Annotated in this window: 18 protein-coding genes; 2 read left to right on the top strand and 16 right to left on the bottom strand. The window is 45.8% G+C overall.

The genetic code is table 11. The features are described from left to right. Positions 1 to 28: 28 nt before the first annotated feature. The 6 genes from GWR21_RS25435 to GWR21_RS25410 all read right to left on the bottom strand — a co-directional run bounded on the left by GWR21_RS25435 (position 29) and on the right by GWR21_RS25410 (position 4830). Entirely contained in the window at positions 29 to 811 is a 783-nt protein-coding gene (locus tag GWR21_RS25435; protein WP_162334522.1) for an SDR family oxidoreductase, read from the bottom strand. Between the two features lie 36 nt (positions 812 to 847). Then, on the bottom strand, positions 848 to 1675 hold the full coding sequence (locus GWR21_RS25430) for an amidohydrolase family protein (RefSeq protein ID WP_162334521.1): 828 nt from the start codon (positions 1673 to 1675) through the stop codon (positions 848 to 850). Positions 1676 to 1744: 69 nt separating this feature from the next. Next, the gene (locus tag GWR21_RS25425) at positions 1745 to 2074 is read right to left on the bottom strand and encodes an L-rhamnose mutarotase (RefSeq protein ID WP_162334520.1); all 330 of its coding nucleotides are present in this window, start codon (positions 2072 to 2074) and stop codon (positions 1745 to 1747) included. A gap of 161 nt (positions 2075 to 2235) precedes the next feature. Further along, entirely contained in the window at positions 2236 to 3087 is an 852-nt protein-coding gene (locus GWR21_RS25420; RefSeq protein WP_162334519.1) for a fumarylacetoacetate hydrolase family protein, read from the bottom strand. A gap of 116 nt (positions 3088 to 3203) precedes the next feature. Then, positions 3204 to 3956 (bottom strand): hypothetical protein, encoded by a 753-nt coding sequence (locus GWR21_RS25415; protein ID WP_162334518.1) that lies wholly within the window; start codon positions 3954 to 3956, stop codon positions 3204 to 3206. Between the two features lie 91 nt (positions 3957 to 4047). Then, entirely contained in the window at positions 4048 to 4830 is a 783-nt protein-coding gene (locus GWR21_RS25410; protein WP_202928992.1) for an SDR family NAD(P)-dependent oxidoreductase, read from the bottom strand. A 142-nt stretch (positions 4831 to 4972) separates the two neighbouring features. On the opposite strand from GWR21_RS25410, the gene GWR21_RS25405 reads away from it, so the two are divergent. Next, complete coding sequence (locus GWR21_RS25405) at positions 4973 to 5665, top strand: M15 family metallopeptidase (protein ID WP_162334517.1); 693 nt, start codon at positions 4973 to 4975, stop codon at positions 5663 to 5665. Between the two features lie 48 nt (positions 5666 to 5713). On the opposite strand, the gene GWR21_RS25400 is transcribed toward GWR21_RS25405, so the two are convergent. From GWR21_RS25400 to leuC, 5 genes are all read right to left on the bottom strand, one after another. Further along, positions 5714 to 7222 carry a 2-isopropylmalate synthase gene (locus GWR21_RS25400; RefSeq protein WP_162334516.1) on the bottom strand — a complete coding sequence of 503 codons (1509 nt, stop codon included), beginning with the start codon at positions 7220 to 7222 and terminating at the stop codon, positions 5714 to 5716. A gap of 59 nt (positions 7223 to 7281) precedes the next feature. Beyond that, complete coding sequence (gene leuB / locus GWR21_RS25395; RefSeq protein ID WP_162334515.1) at positions 7282 to 8361, bottom strand: 3-isopropylmalate dehydrogenase; 1080 nt, start codon at positions 8359 to 8361, stop codon at positions 7282 to 7284. A gap of 95 nt (positions 8362 to 8456) precedes the next feature. Further along, complete coding sequence (leuD, locus tag GWR21_RS25390) at positions 8457 to 9056, bottom strand: 3-isopropylmalate dehydratase small subunit (protein ID WP_162334514.1); 600 nt, start codon at positions 9054 to 9056, stop codon at positions 8457 to 8459. Between the two features lie 39 nt (positions 9057 to 9095). Then, positions 9096 to 9857, bottom strand: coding sequence for a class I SAM-dependent methyltransferase (locus tag GWR21_RS25385; protein ID WP_162334513.1), 762 nt, complete (start codon positions 9855 to 9857; stop codon positions 9096 to 9098). A 10-nt stretch (positions 9858 to 9867) separates the two neighbouring features. After that, positions 9868 to 11265 carry a 3-isopropylmalate dehydratase large subunit gene (gene leuC / locus GWR21_RS25380; protein WP_162334512.1) on the bottom strand — a complete coding sequence of 466 codons (1398 nt, stop codon included), beginning with the start codon at positions 11263 to 11265 and terminating at the stop codon, positions 9868 to 9870. A 217-nt stretch (positions 11266 to 11482) separates the two neighbouring features. Between leuC and GWR21_RS25375 the strand changes: the two genes are divergently transcribed. Further along, a complete protein-coding gene (locus GWR21_RS25375; RefSeq protein WP_162334511.1) occupies positions 11483 to 13036 on the top strand; it encodes a hypothetical protein in 1554 nt (517 codons plus the stop codon). A 4-nt stretch (positions 13037 to 13040) separates the two neighbouring features. On the opposite strand, the gene GWR21_RS25370 is transcribed toward GWR21_RS25375, so the two are convergent. From GWR21_RS25370 to GWR21_RS25350, 5 genes are all read right to left on the bottom strand, one after another. Beyond that, entirely contained in the window at positions 13041 to 13901 is an 861-nt protein-coding gene (locus GWR21_RS25370) for an MATE family efflux transporter (RefSeq protein ID WP_162334510.1), read from the bottom strand. 138 nt (positions 13902 to 14039) lie between these two features. Beyond that, a complete protein-coding gene (locus GWR21_RS25365) occupies positions 14040 to 15122 on the bottom strand; it encodes a Gfo/Idh/MocA family protein (RefSeq protein ID WP_162334509.1) in 1083 nt (360 codons plus the stop codon). A gap of 30 nt (positions 15123 to 15152) precedes the next feature. Next, positions 15153 to 16025, bottom strand: a complete 873-nt coding sequence (locus GWR21_RS25360) for a YegJ family protein (RefSeq protein WP_162334508.1) — start codon at positions 16023 to 16025, stop codon at positions 15153 to 15155. 92 nt (positions 16026 to 16117) lie between these two features. Then, positions 16118 to 17224 carry a hypothetical protein gene (locus tag GWR21_RS25355; RefSeq protein ID WP_162334507.1) on the bottom strand — a complete coding sequence of 369 codons (1107 nt, stop codon included), beginning with the start codon at positions 17222 to 17224 and terminating at the stop codon, positions 16118 to 16120. A 9-nt stretch (positions 17225 to 17233) separates the two neighbouring features. Continuing rightward, positions 17234 to 17866: an ABC transporter ATP-binding protein gene (locus GWR21_RS25350; RefSeq protein ID WP_162334506.1), complete on the bottom strand. Its 633-nt coding sequence runs from the start codon at positions 17864 to 17866 to the stop codon at positions 17234 to 17236. Between the last annotated feature and the right edge of the window lie 343 nt (positions 17867 to 18209).

Here is an 18209-nt window from a genome sequence, read left to right as displayed (position 1 = left end):
TTTATATGATGAAAATTGCTGTTGGCAGCTAGCTGATGGATCTGTCCAGGTGTGTATAACCGCCATCCACGTATATGATCTGACCAGTGGTATGAGAGGATACGCCGGACAACAGGAACACCGTCATGCTGGCGATTTCGGCCGAAGTGGTCATACGTTTTTCGTATGGGATCTTCGCAACGATAGAAGCCAGTTTTTCTTCCGGATCCGGTAATGAGTTGATCCAGGTTTCATATAATGGAGTCCATACTTCCGCAGGGATCACGGTATTCACACGGATACCGTAAGGCAGCAGTTCTACTGCCCATTCCCGGGTCAATGCATTGATACCACCTTTGGAAGCTGCATAACCGGAAGTATTGCCCTGACCGGTATCAGCTACTTTGGAACCGATATTGACAATGTTACCTTTTGTTTCCTTCAGGTAAGGCAGTGCGTAGTGGGCCAGGTTATAGTAGTGAGAGATGTTCTTCTGCAGGGAAGCCATGAATTTCTCAGGGCTACCGCTTTCCAGGCCACAGCCATCATTTACTCCGGCATTGTTGATCAGACCATCAATTCGTCCGAAACGTTGCGCGGTGAACTCGATCACGCGTTTACAGGCCTCTGCTTCACCCAGTTCCCCAGTCACCTCTACTGCCTGTCCGCCAGCTGCTACGATCTCAGCTACTGTCTTTTCATTATCAGCTGTACTTCTGCCAGCGATCACGGTGATACCGCCTTCAGCTGCGATCAGTTTAGAGATCGCCTCGCCAATACCTTTTGCTCCACCTGTTACTATAAACACTTTATCTTTTAATCCCAGATCCATATCAATGATTTAAATTATTTTAAATAAGCAAAGGCACTACAGACCGTAGAACCTTACAGCATTTCCGCCCATAATTCCGGCCCTTTCTGATGCAGAAAGGGGGCTGATATAATCGGTAACGATCGCTTTCACTTCCGTATAGCTGGCGGCTAGTTTACATACCGGCCAGTCAGATCCGAACATCAGGCGTTCAGGACCGAAAGCCTCCAGTGCCACATCCAGAAAAGGCGTAAAATGCGATGCTTCCCATTTCTGCCAGTCAGCCTCGGTGACTAGTCCACTGAGCTTACAGTATACATGTGGTTGCTGAGCGATAGCCCGCATATGTGTTTCCCATGCACTGATATCGCCAGTTTTGAAATAGGGCTTGGCCATATGATCTATTACCAGCCGCTGATCAGGAAATTGCTGTACAAATGCGGCCACTGCCGGCAGCTGTACAGGATATACAAGAATGTCGTATGTGAAATCATGGGCCGCCAGTGCGCGAATACCACGGCAGAAATCTTCTCTCAGGATGAACGCCGGATCCGGCTCACCCTGCACAATGTGCCTGAAACCTTTCAGTTTTTCATACTGACTGAAATGAACCAGTCTGTCAGAAAGATGATCACTTCGGAGATCGATCCATCCCACTACCCCTTTGATAAAATCATGTTTACCGGCAAGGTCCAGCAGGAAAAGTGTCTCGGCTTCTGACTGGTCTGCCTGCACTGCAATACAACCATCCACGCCATTCTCCTGTAACACAGGCAGCAGGTGTTGCGGCATGAAATCTTCCTGGATGACTTTCATATCGTCAGTGATCCAGGCATCCTTTACAGGGTGGTATTGCCAGAAATGCTGGTGTGCGTCTATAATCATTATTTCATAACGTTTTTCTTCCTTATCAGTGGCTATAAAGCTATACTTCCATACTGCGTTCTCCCGACATTAATGTAGAGAAAAGATCTTGTCCATCATTACCCATTTTTCTCCGGGCTTTGCTACAGGCAGGGCCTGCTGATATTTCCACATCAGCTTTTCCCACTCCTGTACTTTTGGATTTGCCGCATCTGCCGCACCTTTTGCATCAAAAGAGAAACTTTCGTTCACCTCCATGATCATAAAAAGCCGGTCAGAGACACGGTAGATCTCCATATTGGTAATACCGCTGTCAACGATACTCTTTTTTATTTCAGGCCATATCTCCCGATGATAGGCTTCGTATTCTGCTATCAGCACGGGATCGTTGACGAGATCAAGCGCGAGGCAATAACGCATGTTCATTCAATTAGGAATTACGAATTAGGAACCAGGCATTAATTCCTATACAAGTCAAAAGAGAAATGAGGAATTAAGCATAGGTAAAACTGAATTCGTCAACCAATAATGCTGACACTTATTATTCAATTCCTGATGCTTAATTCCTAATGCTTAATTAACTATTTATAAGCAACCGCTGTCTGCTTAGAGGAACCCAGGCCATCGATACCCAGTTCTATCACATCACCGGCTTTAATGTATACCTGTGGATTCATACCCAGACCAACACCTGCAGGTGTACCAGTAGAGATCACATCACCTGGAAGCAGGGTCATAAACTGGCTCAGATAAGATACCAGGAAAGGTATTTTGAAGATCAGGTTGGCGGTAGTACCGTCCTGCATGGTCTTACCATTTACGGTCAGCCACAGACGCAGGTTATCCACATCTTTTATTTCATCTTTGGTTACCAGCCATGGGCCCAGTGGCGCAAATGTATCACAGCTCTTACCTTTTACCCACTGACCACCACGTTCCAGCTGGAAAGCGCGTTCGCTGTAGTCGTTGTGTAATGCGTAACCTGCGATATAATCCAGTGCATCCTTTTCTTCCACGTAGCTGGCTTTTTTACCGATAACTACTGCCAGTTCCACTTCCCAGTCAGTTTTTTCACTGTTACGCGGAATAGTCAGATCATCATTAGGACCTACCAGGGAAGAGGTGCTCTTGAAGAACACGATCGGCTCCTGTGGGATCTGTGCGTTGGTTTCCTTTGCGTGGTCAGCATAGTTCAGACCAATACAGATAATTTTGGAAGGACGCTGCACCGGAGCGCCCAGACGGGTACCTTCAGTTACCTGCGGACAACTACCATTGTTCTTTTCCCACCATGCAGCCAGACGCTGTAATCCGTCGGTCTCAAAGAATTTCTCACCAAAGTCTTCACCAAATGCACTTACATCGAATGTACCTGCTTCTGTTACGATACCTGGTTTCTCTGCACCCGGTAAACCAAATCTGATCAGTTTCATATAAAAATTACTGTTTTTCTATTTTCTAAAGTACTCCGGAGAGCACGGACTGTCCAGATCGTCAGTTCATCCTGCTTAGCACGTAAGATAAACGTTCGGATAAGGACAGTGACTTATTATCTTGTTAATGTATTGATCTGCAGACGTCCGTTTTCTACCTTGATTTCGTAGGTGTTGGACAGTTTACCATCTGTTTCCAGTACAACGAAACATTGTTCCGGACGACCTTTTTGCAGCAGTAGTCCCGCTTTGGAACCTGCTGGCACTGCCAGTGGCAATGTTCTGTTGGCTCCTCCAAATTCGGCGTATATTTCTACTGCAGCGTCGGAAGCACCTGGTTTTACCTGAACAATAAAGTCAGCAATGATCTTTCCTGACTGAAAATTCTGTTTGTAGGATTGTACGATCTGTGCAGCGGTTGCTGAACTGATCTTTCCCAGTCCCAGCTTATTCTCTGCGTACTGCCATACTTCAGCCGGAGGCGTGCCTACGTGAAAGATCTGCGGATAACCCTTTTCATCTACACTTGCGTGATAGTAGCGGGTATCACGATTCTGTTTCAGCACACCAATATAACAGCTGTTCGGCTTGTCCCATACCAGGCGGAAAAGGTCTTTTTCAGGCACCTCTTTTGCCAGTGGCAGTTCAAATGTTTTCTCTTTTGTTTTCCCATCCATCTCAAACACCAGTTTGATTTCGGTAGTATCAGTCACCGGAAAGGAAACGGATAATTTCCCTGCAGGTTCTGCTGGTTTGAATGCTTCTCCTGCAGACGTTTTATCATTTTCATCGGCAGAGGCAGCATTCTTCGGAGAAGGATCACAGGCAAAGAATAATGTTGTAATAAGTAGTAAAGACCAAGCTTTCATGGAATTATGCATTGATTTACGAATGAGTACTAAGAAATGTGCGTTACGAATATAACCAATCCGCGATTCGTAAGCTGCATTTTACCATCCCTTAGTTATTCAGCTTGATAAAGCCACCATCCAGCGGGTAATCGCAACCAGTGATAAAACCAGCTTCAGAAGAACACAGGAATAAAGCCAGCGTACCTACCTCATCAGGTTTCGCCATACGGCCGATCGGCTGTGTTTTAGACAGTTTTTCAAACATTTCCTGTTCTTTACCAGGATAGTTCTTCGCGATGAAACCATCTACAAATGGTGTGTGTACGCGGGCCGGAGACACGCAGTTACAACGGATACCATCATTGATATAATCTTTTGCTACAGAAAGGGTCATGGTCAGTACCGCACCTTTACTCATAGAGTAAGCAAATCTGTCCGGAATACCCACGCTGGAAGCGATGGAAGCTACGTTCAGGATCACACCGCCCTTCTGTTCTTTCATTTGTTTGATCACGGCGAACATACAGTTATATGTACCTTTCACATTCACATTATATATCCTGTCGAGATCTTCCTCCGTAGTGCCTTCCAGCTTGCCCACATGTGCAATACCCGCACAGTTCACCAGAATGTCGATACGACCTGCCGCAGTAATGATCTTGTCCATTGTGCTGACAACCGCTGCCTGCTGAGCAACGTTGCAGGCATGTACCTGTGCACTGCCGCCCGCAGCCGCAATATCAGCCGCTGTTTGTTTACCGCCGTCCTCATTCAGCTCAATGATATGTACATTGGCGCCCTGCGCCGCAAATACCTTCGCGATAGCCTGCCCTATGCCGCTGCCACCACCGGTGATCACAGCCACTTTGTTGTCTAATCTAAACAGGTTCATAATTTCCTTAATTTAAGGGTTCTAAAATAACCCTTTTACCGAGGCAAAAACTATCCTTTTTTACCAGGAACTTGTACTTTATTACCATATTTAGGAATTTTTAAATAAAAAACAGTTGAAAATCAATTACCAGACTGCCATCATGCAAGCTATCTTCAGCATTTATGTCATGATGACAACTAATATTCCGATGGGTTATGCACAGGATATCCCGCCAAATAAATATGGATTGCCTGTGGTGAATACAATGGCACTTTATAAACAGCTGGTATCGGCAGACAGCAATCAGGCGTTGATTGATATCATGACATACATACCTAATATCCGTAAAGATGTCCGGTATGCGACCAGCGCCAACTTCACCCACCAGATACTATACCCTTATGCAGGTGTATACCTGCGTTTGCCTGCGGCAAAAGCATTGAGGGCAGTACAAATGGAACTGAATGAACAGGGACTGGGATTAATTATTTATGATGCCTACCGGCCCTATGGTATTACAGAAAAGATGTGGGAGATCGTGCCTGATGACCGGTATGCCGCGAATCCGCGCAACGGCTCAGGACATAACAGGGGTATTGCTGTTGATTTGAGCATCATTGAGCTGCATACAGGAAAGCCAGTTGCCATGCCCACCGGTTTTGATGATTTTACAGAAAAAGCGCATCATGACTATGCAATATCAGATACAATCATTGCGGCCAACAGAAGACTCCTGCGCAGCACTATGGAAAAGTACGGTTTCACACCACTGGCCACAGAATGGTGGCATTATTATCTGAAGGACAACAAACAGTATCCTTTGATGAATATACCTTTCAGCAGTATCAAATAAAAAAGCCCCGTCAGTAAGACAGGGCTTTTTCATTCATATCTGCGTAGCTTAATAGATCTTATTCAGTGCGTCTACATACGCATGCATAGAGGCGTTCACGATATCAGTAGAGTAACCGTAGCCATAGTAAGACTGGCCATTGTGCTTCACACGCATGTTAACTTTACTTACATCTTTACTACCACCACGCATTGACTGGATATTGAATTCATCAATATCTATCTGGTCTTTGATGATCTCGTGAATAGCGTTGATAGCTGCATCTACAGGACCGTTACCTGCGGAGCTGGCTTCTTTCTCTTCACCGTTGATCTTCAGTTTCACCGTTGCCATCGGACGCAGCGGATCTCCACATACTACCTGCAGCAGGGTTACCTTAATCGCTTTATCATCATAGTTCTTATCATCACCATCACCCATCAGTTCCTGCAGGTCAGCATCGTTAATATCTTTTTTCTGATCTGCCATTATCAGGAAGCGCTGATATACCTCATCCAGGTTCACTTTATCCAGTTTATACCCCAGACGCTCCAGGTGGTGCTTCAGTGCGTGACGGCCACTACGGGCAGTCAGGATAATCGCGTTGGAAGGGATACCTACATCCTCAGGATTCAGGATCTCATAGTTTTCCCGATGTTTCAATACACCATCCTGGTGAATACCGGAGCTATGTGCAAAAGCATTACGTCCGATGATAGCCTTATTCGCCTGTACCGGCATCCGCATCATGGTTTCCACCATGTTGCTGATACCGTAGATACGTTTGGAATTGATACCAGTGTGATAACCCATAGCATGATGGGTTTTCAGGATCATGGCCACTTCTTCCAGAGAAGTGTTACCGGCACGTTCACCGATACCATTGATCGTACACTCCACCTGACGTGCGCCGTTCATCACACCAGCGATCGTGTTGGCGGTAGCCAGACCCAGGTCATTGTGACAGTGTACGGAAATGATGGCTTTATCAATATTGGAAACATTATCTACCAGGTATTTGATCTTCGCGCCATACTGGTCAGGCAGACAGTAACCATTCGTATCAGGAATGTTCACTACAGTAGCACCGGCAGCGATTACCGCTTCTACCATTCTTGCCAGGTATTCGTTATCAGCGCGACCTGCGTCCTCAGCGTAAAATTCAATATCATCCACGTATTTACGGGCATACTTCACGGCATCAACTGCACGTTTCAGGATGTCTTCACGGGTACTGTTGAATTTATATTTGATGTGCATATCGGAAGCACCGATACCAGTATGGATACGTTTACGTTTTGCAAAGCGAAGCGCTTCAGCAGCAGCATCAATATCCATTGTGTTAGCACGGGTCAGCGCACAGATGATTGGTTCGCTTACTGCTTTGGATATTTCAACCACACTTTGGAAATCGCCGGGGCTGGATATAGGGAACCCAGCTTCAATAACATCTACTCCCAGTAATTCCAGCTCCTTTGCTACCTCAATTTTTTCGACAGTGGTCAGCTGGCAACCAGGGACCTGTTCACCATCACGGAGAGTAGTATCGAAGACGTATACACGATTTTTATCGCTCATCTTAAATTAATTGTGTTATTGGAGAATTTACTTTATTCAGGCAATCATGTTGAAAATAATCAGCTCAGGTTTTCCAGCACTTTTGCACCCATTGCATCTGTACCCATCACAAAGTGATTTTCGGTATGCTTGTTGGCAATATCCATAGTGCGGTAGCCTTGTTTGAGCGTAGCTTCAACAGCTTTGATCACACGCAGAGATTCGGTTTTCAGTCCGAAAGAGATATCCAGCATCAGTGCTGCGGAAAGGATAGACGCCAGAGGATTAGCGATACCTTTACCAGCGATATCATGCGCAGAACCGTGAATAGGTTCGTAGAAACCGGTGCTATCGCCTACGGAAGCTGAAGCCAGCATACCCATGGAACCAGCGATTTGGGAAGCCTCATCAGTCAGGATGTCGCCAAACAGGTTAGCTGTCAGCACCACATCAAAACGTTTAGGGTCTTTCACCAGCTGCATAGCTGCGTTGTCAATGAACATGTGTTCAGTTTCCACGTCGGAATATTCCTTCGCGAGCTCCTGCACCACTTCACGCCACAGACGGCTTGATTCCAGTACGTTTGCTTTATCTACAGAGCAAAGCTTTTTACGGCGGCTGCGTGCGGCTTCGTATGCTTTACGGGCGATACGTTCTACCTCGTAGCGGTGATAGATCATGAGGTCAGAGGCTGTGTTACGATCTTCTGAACGTTTCTTTTCACCGAAGTATACATCCCCGGTCAGCTCACGGAAGAACAGGATATCTGCCCCACGGAGTATTTCCGGTTTGATGCTGGAAGCTTCCAGCAGTTCATCAAACAACTTAATAGGTCGCAGATTAGCGTAGAGGCCCAGCTCCTTGCGGATCTTCAGCAATCCCTGTTCAGGACGCACCTTCAGTGTAGGATCATTATCGTATTTCGCATGACCGATCGCACCGAATAGGATTGCATCGCTTTTGCGGGCTTTTTCCAGTGTCTCATCAGGCAGTGGAGTACCGGTAGCTTCGATGGCAACGTGCCCCATTATGCCTTCTTCAAAAACAAAATTGTGTTTGTAGTTTACAGCAATTGTTTGCAGTACTTTCTGTCCCCAGGCAGTCACTTCCTGTCCTATACCATCTCCGGGAATTACCAGTATCTTTTTGTCTACGCCCATTTAGTTTAAAGTTGATTAGAATTGATGTTTACTTCTGTACACCTGGTGGCATACCTTTCTTATGAAAAGTAAAGCTAAACCACTGAAGTGAAATGTTAAAAATTAAACTCGCGGCTGGCTTCGTAGGTTTCGATTTCCTTACGAAGGCTCAACAGGTAGTCAATATCGTCATAGCCGTTAACGAGGCAGGCTTTCTTGTATGGGTTGATGTCGAATTTCGCTTCTTCCCCTGTTGCTGCGATTTTCAATGTCTGATTTTCCAGGTCTACTTCCAGCTGCGCAGCAGGATCTGCTTCGATAGCTTTGAAGATTTTGTCCAGAAACTCGTCTGTAACAGTAATAGGCAGAATGAAGTTATTCAGCGCATTGTTCTTGAAGATATCAGCAAAAAAGCTGCTGATCACCACTTTGAAACCATAGTCACCGATCGCCCATGCAGCGTGCTCACGGGATGAACCACAACCAAAGTTTTTACCCGCTACAAGGATCTGACCTTTATAGATCGGATTGTTCAGGATAAAGTCCTGTTTAGGTTCATTGTTTGTGTCAAAACGCCAGTCACGGAACAGGTTCTCGCCGAAACCATCCCTTGTGGTCGCTTTCAGGAAGCGCGCCGGAATGATCTGGTCTGTATCAATGTTTTCAATCGCAATAGGAACTGCGGTGGATACAAGGTGTTGAAAATTCTTACTCATTATATTATAGCCCTCCGGAGAAGGTCTTTCATTTTAAAGTTAAAGATCTGTTTTAATTTTCTCTGCTTTTATCCGCAAGCGTACATACTTCGTGTACCATTTACCATCGCGGAAGTTGGTAGTCCTGAGAGACTCCTGTGCTTCCTGCAGGATAGGTAATCTGTCCTGCTCCGGTACCTGGTCCAGAAAGTGTGCGCCGAACATCTGCAGCCATTCCACAATACCATTTTCAGGGTCTGCCAGTTCGGTGTCGCGGTCAAAATAATGTACCTGGTTTACCCTGAACCCATATTCTTCCAGCAGGGATGTATATTCTCCTACCGAAGGAAAGTACCAGAAGGGTTTATAAGTGTAGCCCCTGGTTTGCATCGCTTTCTCCAAAGCGCCGGTAATATCATCCACATTACCTTTACCACCCATTTCCAGGACGAAACGTCCTCCCGGTTTCAGGTGACGATGGATGCGGTCCAGCGCTTTTTCCTGCTGGCGGATCCAGTGGAGCGTGGCATTGGAAAATACAGCATCGAACTGTTCATCCGGAAAGGAAAACGAAGTGGCGTCGGCTACCAGGAAATTAACACCCGGGAAGTTTGCCTGTGCATTCCCGATCATGGAAGCCGAACTATCAATGCCTGTCACCTTTGCACCGGTCTCTGCCAGCTGAGCCGTCAGTTCACCGGTACCACAGCCCAGGTCCAGGATGTTCTCTCCTGCCACTGGCTGCAGCCATTCAATCAGGCTATTACCATATGCGAACACAAAAGCGTGCTTGTCCTTATATAATTCAGCGTTCCAGGCCATTTCAGTTATATTATACCAGTTCTCTTACATCGGTTACTTTACCAGTGATCGCTGCTGCAGCTGCAGACAACGGGCTAGCCAGGAAGGTACGGGCATTGGGACCCTGACGGCCTTCGAAGTTACGGTTGGAAGTAGAGATACAATACATGCCGGCAGGTACTTTATCTTCGTTCATACCCAGACATGCAGAACAACCTGGCTGACGTAAGTTAAAACCAGCTTCTTCAAATATCTTATCTATACCTTCTTTCTTAGCCTGTGCTTCTACCTGTTTGGAACCCGGTACGATCCATACTACTACATCGTCCGCTTTTTTCTTACCCTTTACAAAGTCGGCCACCATACGGAGGTCTTCAATGCGGGAGTTAGTACAGCTACCAATGAACACATAATCCACTTTCTTGCCCAGCAGGCCGCTGCCTGGCTCCAGTCCCATATATTCCAGGGATTTTTTGAAAGATGGTTTTTCCTTGTCGTCCAGCTGCTCCAGGGAAGGGATATGCTGGGTTACACCGATACCCATACCCGGGTTAGTACCGTAGGTGATCATTGGTTCGATGTCAGCTGCATCAAATGTCAGCACTTCATCAAATACTGCGTCAGCATCTGTATACAGTGTTTGCCAGTATGCCAGGGCTTTATCCCAGTCAGCGCCTTTCGGAGCAAACTCCCGGCCTTTAATATATTCGAATGTAGTTTCGTCCGGAGCGATCAGACCTCCACGTGCACCCATCTCGATACTCATGTTACAGATGGTCATGCGGGCTTCCATGCTCAGGCTGCGGATAGCCTCACCGGCATATTCCACAAAATAGCCGGTAGCGCCGGAAGCGGAGATCTTGGAAATAATGTAGAGGATGATATCTTTGGAAACAACGCCCTTTTTCAGTTTGCCGTTCACTTCGATCTTCATACGTTTAGGACGGTATTGAAGGATACACTGGGTAGCCAGTACCTGCTCTACCTCAGAAGTACCGATACCAAATGCGATCGCACCAAATGCACCGTGTGTGCTGGTATGGCTGTCTCCACATACGATGGTCATACCTGGCAGGGTGATACCCAGTTCAGGTCCGATCACGTGAACGATACCCTGGTAAGGATGTCCCAGACCATACAGTTCAACGCCAAATTCGGAAGTGTTGGTGGTCAGCATTTCTACCTGTTTGCGGCTCAGGGCCTCTTTAATTGGCAGATGCTGGTCAATGGTTGGCACGTTATGGTCAGCCGTCGCCCTTGTTTTAGCAGTACGGAAAACCGGTATGCCTCTTTTGCGCAAGCCATCAAATGCCTGCGGGCTGGTCACTTCGTGAATGAAGTGTGTATTGATGTATACTGCATCCGGAAAGCCGGGTTTGCTTACCACTACGTGGCTATCCCAGATCTTGTCAAATAATGTTTTTCCCATCCGTAATTTTACATTTTGTGGTGTGCCGGGCTGAAGTAATCAGACCGTCGGCACCAGCGAAATTGATAATTTTGTGCTTCCTAGTTTGTTTGTACCTTCAAAGCTAATGGTCAATGTTAATTACCATATAGCTAAATTTGACTTAATTACGATATATAACTACGCCTGACTTCAATTATAATTTTGATTGTCAGTCGATTATAACATATTATTAACGATGTCCAACAATCAGCACGACGCTCTCTTTATTTTAATTAAAACACTCACAAAAGCCGAAAAGCGGAATTTTCAACTTGCTTTTAATAAAAATAATACTAAGGAGGACGTTCTTTTCATTCAGCTATTCAATACCCTGGACAAGTTAAAGGAGTATGATGAAGAGGTGATCCTCAAAAAAATACCCGCTATCAAAAAACAGCAGCTAAGCAATGTAAAAGCTCACCTGTACAAACAATTACTTACCAGTCTCCGACTGCTGTACAAGCAGAAAGACCCCCTGATCGACCTCAGGGAACAGCTGGATTATGCCCGTGTTTTATACAGTAAAGGACTTTACACCCAGAGCCTCAGAATCCTCTCCAAAGCTAAAGCGACAGCTATTGAGCAGGAAGAAGTTATGCTAAGCTATGAAATTATCGAGTTCGAAAAGCAAATAGAGAGCCGGCACATTACCCGCAGCCTGGAAAACAGGGCGGACGAACTCAGTGCTGAATCACGCCAGATCGAACTGCGGCTCAGTAATATCAGTCGCCTGTCTACCCTCTCCCTCCGTATGTATGGTCTTTACCTGAAACTGGGACATGCCCGGGACGAACGGGATGCCGATATGGTACGCAGTTTCTTCGAGAAGGAACTACCACCGGACTGCAGCAAGGACATGAGCTTTTATGAGAAGATACATCTTTACCAGGCCTACAGCTGGTATTACTATATCCTCCAGGACTTCATCATGTTTTACCGGTATACCCAGAAATGGGTCAACCTTTTTGACGAATACCCTTCCCTGCAACGTACAGACGTAGAGCTCTATATAAAGGCAATGCATAACCTTCTCACCGCCCACTTCTATACCATGAACCATGACAAGTTCATGAAAGACCTGGACAGACTGGAGACGTTTATAGCAGAAAATCAGGAAAGCTTCAACGAAAATACCAAGACCTCTGCTTTTGTATATGTATACACCGCCCGTATCAACCACTTTTTCCTGGAAGGTACCTTCCGTGAGGGCCTGTCACTGGTACCTCAACTGGAAGCAGAGATAGCGGAACATCAGCTTAAAATAGACCAGCATCGTGTGCTGTTATTCTACTACAAGATTGCCTGTATGTATTTCGGTAGTGGTGATAATAACAAAGCTATCGTCTACCTGAATAAGATCATTCAGCTCAGGATAGGCAATCTTAGAGCTGATATTCAATGCTTTGCACGAATCTTACACCTGATCGCTCATTATGAACTGGAAAATTACAGCCTGGTAGAATACCTGATCAAATCCGTTTACCACTTCATTGCCAAAAACAAAGACCTTGGACAGGTAATGGAGGAAATTCTCAAATTCCTACGCAGAAATATCTACGCGCATCCGAAAGCGCTGCGAAGCGCCTTTGCCGATCTGAAAGAAAGGCTGGTGCAATTATCACAGAACCCGTATGAACGCAGATCCTTCCTGTACCTGGATATTATATCGTGGCTGGAAAGTAAGATAGAGGGAATTCCGGTGCAGGAGATCATACACCGGAAATTCGTTCGGAAAGAAAAAAGGATCTGACGGGTTATTGCTCCGGTTCAGTTTTCTGATCGTTCAGGTCGGTATCCGCTCCTGTAGTTTCTCCGTTATTTTCCCGGATGCCTGGATCTCTGTCTTCAGGCAGAGGGTCTTTGTACTGTACCTTTTCCTTCACGTTGAATAAGGTCTTGAAGACTTCTTCCAGTTTCTCAGAAGCTTCTTTTGAGAACAATCCCACCAGACAGGCAATTGCCATCATACCATATGGGTTCAGCGGCACACTGTCCCTCGACTGGTTAGCCTCGTCTCTGGTAGCTGCAGGAATTGCCTCATTTCCGCTGCCAGCTACCGGCGGGCAATCTGATTTCCTGGCGGTGTCCTGTGTAGTAGCTGCCTGCTCAGGAGAATCTGGTCTGACATTGCCTTCGCTAACATTGCCTTCGCCGACGTTGCCCTCTGTTACAGCAGCTGTAGTATTTTCTGTTACCGGGTTATGCTCAGGCAACTCCGGAGCTACCGGCGGACTATAAGTGAGTATCCCACCTCTCAGCAGCATGTAAAAGAACATAGCCATACCAGCACCGATCACCGGTCTGAGAAGATACCAGGGAATCCAGGTGGTAACAAACATGCGGTTGCCAACAAAGGCGGTAAATGAGATAATGAGGTGAACATTGGCACCTAATGCCCCTCCAAGGATCATCAGGAGCAGGAAACGGTGTTCCGCAGTGATCTTATACACTGCACCGAATAAGCGGAAGGGGTCCTGGCTACTCACATAGCCGGAAGGCCAGATACAAATAATGAGGTAGAACAGGAAGACAGCTGTTATTCCAAACAGTGCGGTCAGGGTAATGATCCAGCCACGATCTGTTAACGGCTGGCTTTTCTTGGTTTGGTTGGACATAGGTTCCTTTTAAAATAGTGTTACTGATGGATAGTCTATTATCAAGACAGCCACACCGTTGCCTGTAAGCAACGATGTGGCTGCGCATATGTTCGTATTTTCTGTTCGGTATAAGGTAGTCCGCTGATGGCGCTGATGCTATTTTTTCAGGACGATTCTTTTGCCTTCTTTAACCGATGTACGTGCTGCTTCCAGTATACGTACGACGATCAGATTGTTTTCCAGCGAAGAAAGATCATTTTCAGGTTTCAGGGAGCCATTCAACACAGCTGCAAGATATGTAATATTATCCGTATAGGTAGCTTCTGGTACTTTAACCGGCTGGTATTCATTTTTCCTACGCTGTTGAAGATCTGTAGGATTCAGTGCATGCAGATAACCTGATTTCCCGAATACCTCCCAGTCTTTGATACTGAAAGGCCAGTTCCACGATGCCTCAATGATACCGGTGGCTTCCGGATATTCCAGCAGGATGGTCGCATCATCTTCTACTTTGGGATATACTGCAGGTTTGATATGCCGGGCTACGGCGGTAACTGCCACAGGTGCTTTTCCATCCATCAGCCAGGTCATGAGATTAGCACCATAACAGCCGAAATCCATCAGCGCGCCGCCCCCGTTTTTTACCGGGTCAGTCAGCCATTTCAGAAAGTCTTCGCTACAACCTATTTCTCTCGGTCCTTCATGTCCGTCATGAACGACCATTTTTCTCACCGGCCCTACCGCCTCCTGTTTTTTCACCAGATCGTATACATACTGGTTGGTATTATACCAGGTAGTTTCGTAGTTGGTCAGCAGGTGGATGTTGTGTTTCTTTGCCAGCGCCGCCATACGTTCTGCCTGCGCAACAGTAGTAGCTAATGGCTTTTCCACCATGACAGATATACCCCGAGGAGCGCAGGCTTCCACAACATCAATATGGTCTGCTACTGCATTATATGCCAGCACTGCATCCGGGTGCTTATGCTTCAGTAAAGCCGCCATGTCAGGGTAGAAGAGAGAGTCGGGCAACTGATAACTTTTTTTGTAACGGGCGATGAGTTGCGCATCCGGTTCCGCGATACCAGCAATGGTTACCTGTCCTTTTTTCCACTGATGCATCAACAGATGTACGTGGTCATGGGATAATCCGGCTACGCCTACATTCAATATTTTTTGCTGTGCAATAGTGGTAACGGCTGCCAGCAAAAGCAGCAGTCCCAGTGTGAAAGTCTTTGTCATGACATGGAGTCTTTGGACCTGAGGATAATTTTATTCAATAACGTTTAATACCCGCCATCCATCTTCACCTTTAAAGGTGTAGATCTGCTGCGTACTTTTTCCGCCATCCGGGAAGATGCAGACTTCTGTGATGAGATACAGTCTGTCAGTGATCTTTTTGCGATAAGGGAACGCCCGGCGCAGGTCACTGAATACGGGAAAACCATCTTTTTCAAGACTTCTGATGAACGATGTGCGTAGAATATCGGCAGTGGTCAGCAATATATCATTCCCATTATATATATCGTTCATTTTCATCAGCAATAATCGTGCTTCTTCTATAAAGTTCTTACAAGCGATGGCTTTCTCTATATTATGTTCATCATATGCATCCTCAAGACATAGTATGGCTCCTTCCGGTGTGGAAAAATCATGCACAAAGTAATCAATACCTTCATCAATGTAAAGCCCTACCTGCCTGTCAAATTCTGCCCGCTCGTGCACGGGTTTTCCTTCACGGACCGCGCGGATAGTGTAACCGCCTATCAGGCGGCCATCTTCAATGATCATCCAGTCGGAAATAAAACACGGATCAATACCGATTTTCTGGTTCATTGTTACAGAATTGACATACACGGGCTTATTACCAACTATACCATAAAGATTACCTTCATCATCGAAACTCGGGGATGTCAGCCACAGATGTTCACGATGTACGCCATCGTCAATTAATACTTTTACGGAAAAATATTGCTGAACCGGTTCCGGCTCCAGCAGGCTATTCTGAAAATAGTGCAAAGTGGCAATGGCCTTTTCGATGGCCCAGCTCATTCGTTCATCGTCTTCAGCTATATGCAGCCCCTGCATTGGGTTCTCTAAATCAGCTTTGCTACGTTTACCAAAGAATTTGGATAAGAAACCCATAGATGATGGTTGTATAAAATATGTGTCTTCCTTCTTACTATTTTGCGGCTCTATGACGAATATACCCATATTTTTATTATGATAATGAGCTTTTAATCCACTTTCTCTAACGGCGCCTCATAACGGTAATACCTATAGCAGAAAATCACCAGGGCGAGCGACTGCAATAGCAGGATACCATACCAATACCAGCGTGCGAGGCCCATAAACAGGATGATCACAATAATGATCAGTACCCATCTGAAATACTTGTCCTGGTCTATATTGGGCAGGTACAGCAGACTACGGAACAGCGTCATGAGCGAGAGTCCGGTCAGGATCAGCATTAACCAGTGCATTAATGTGGCTGACTGCCATGTCTTATATACCAGCAGGATGCTTTCCGGAGCTAAGAGTATCAGGTATAATATACATATCTGCACATACCTTTTCCACAAAGGAATAGGCAGCTGAGGTAACATAGACAAATAGAGATCATCAAAGCGCTGGTGATGGTATACCAGTACGCTTTGGGCCAGCACACAGATCAGGCCTCCCACCAGTAGAAAACGCTCATCATATTTGCCTCCCATTAGCGAGCAGGTAATGATCACCACAACAGCAGCAACTACTTTGGCAATAAAGAACGAACGTATATTATTATTAAGCAGTTCATACCCATAGAAGGACCATATGGGTTTCCTGACAGTCTTATTGAACCATTGCTGCCATCTGGCCAGGAATGACACGGTGCCTGGATGTCCCATCTTATGCGAGTAGAACCACAACGGCGCTGTTATCATTATTATGTTAAACAGTCCGATGACAAATGCAGCCGTATATGCATGTAACCGCACAGCTATTGTGGCTGAGACCAAACTATATATCAGCACAGGCGCGTAGAGCGTTACATGCAGCCATAACCAGGTACGCCATTTAGCGGCGCCTTCGAGTATCCCGAGCGTACCATACAGGAAGGTGTGTTCTTTTGTGGAAAGAACATTAATAATAAAAGCAATACACTTCAAATTATACAGCAACCAGATGACACAGACGATCGCGAGAAAATCCAGACTGCCTGTAAAGCCTTTAATCAGTGTATAGTGGTAGGAAAGTAATTGTCCACCCGGAACAATGCCGAAGAAAAAATAAAACAGTACCAGGAAAAAGCCTGTGTTCCTGGCATAAAAACGCATAGTGAATATCTTGGATAATGCCATTGTGGATAATTAGATTTTCACAATGTTTTTGCCCTGTACTTCCAACCGTATTGATCCGGCTGTGACCGGTTGATGGGATGTAATACAAAAAGTAACGCCATATTGCTGATGGAATTCTTCCACTAATGCATATAATAACGGAAGTGACTGTGTATCAAGCGTGATCAGTGGCTCATCGAGCAGGATCACCTTTGACCTGCCGGTAAATGCCAGCAGCAACGATACCTTCTTCAGCATGCCGGAAGAATAGCTACTTACTGGTTGGTGGATAAAAGAACTAACTCCCAGTAAATCAATAATTTTCTGTATATCTGTGTACCCTTCTCCCTTGGTTTTTACATACAGTGCCACAAGATCACTACCGGTAATAAATCCAGGATATAGCGGCTCTGCCTCCGCATAATTGACCAGCTTACGGTATTGTACCGGTTGTTTATTGCAACTCACCTTTCCATTCAGCAGGATGTCTCCCCTGAAAGGGATCAGCCCCGCCATTACCTTCATGGACGTTGTCTTACCAGCGCCATTTCCTCCCAACAACCAATATACACCGTAATCCAGTTCAAGGCTGGGGATATCCAGCACGACTGTGTCATGGTATGCCTTTATAATATTGGAAAGATGCAATATATGTGACGCCATAAGGAGAAATATGATTTAAATGTAAATATGTAGAATAAATAGCTGACTTACAGTTAACAAGAGCGGATTTAACAAAATTTTTCCCGTTTCACGGCAGTACTCAGTCATTTCGTGCGCAGCAAATTCCCGGATCCGGGAATTTTATTTTCACTTATCTGGCTAAGCACACGCTCCATCACCCTCTTCATAATTTCCGGTTTCTTTTTCCACAGTCTGTTAAAAACTAAAAAGTGCACCGGTATTATTCCTGTGTACATTTGTAAGAGTTCACGATACGAGTAACAAGTCTCCAAGGGATATGAGCGAACACCCCGGTGGCCGGGAAGGATTAATTCTAACCGAG

The sequence above is a fragment of the Chitinophaga agri genome (assembly GCF_010093065.1).
Lineage (GTDB): Bacteria > Bacteroidota > Bacteroidia > Chitinophagales > Chitinophagaceae > Chitinophaga > Chitinophaga agri.
This window is presented reverse-complemented; position numbering and strand designations above follow the sequence as displayed.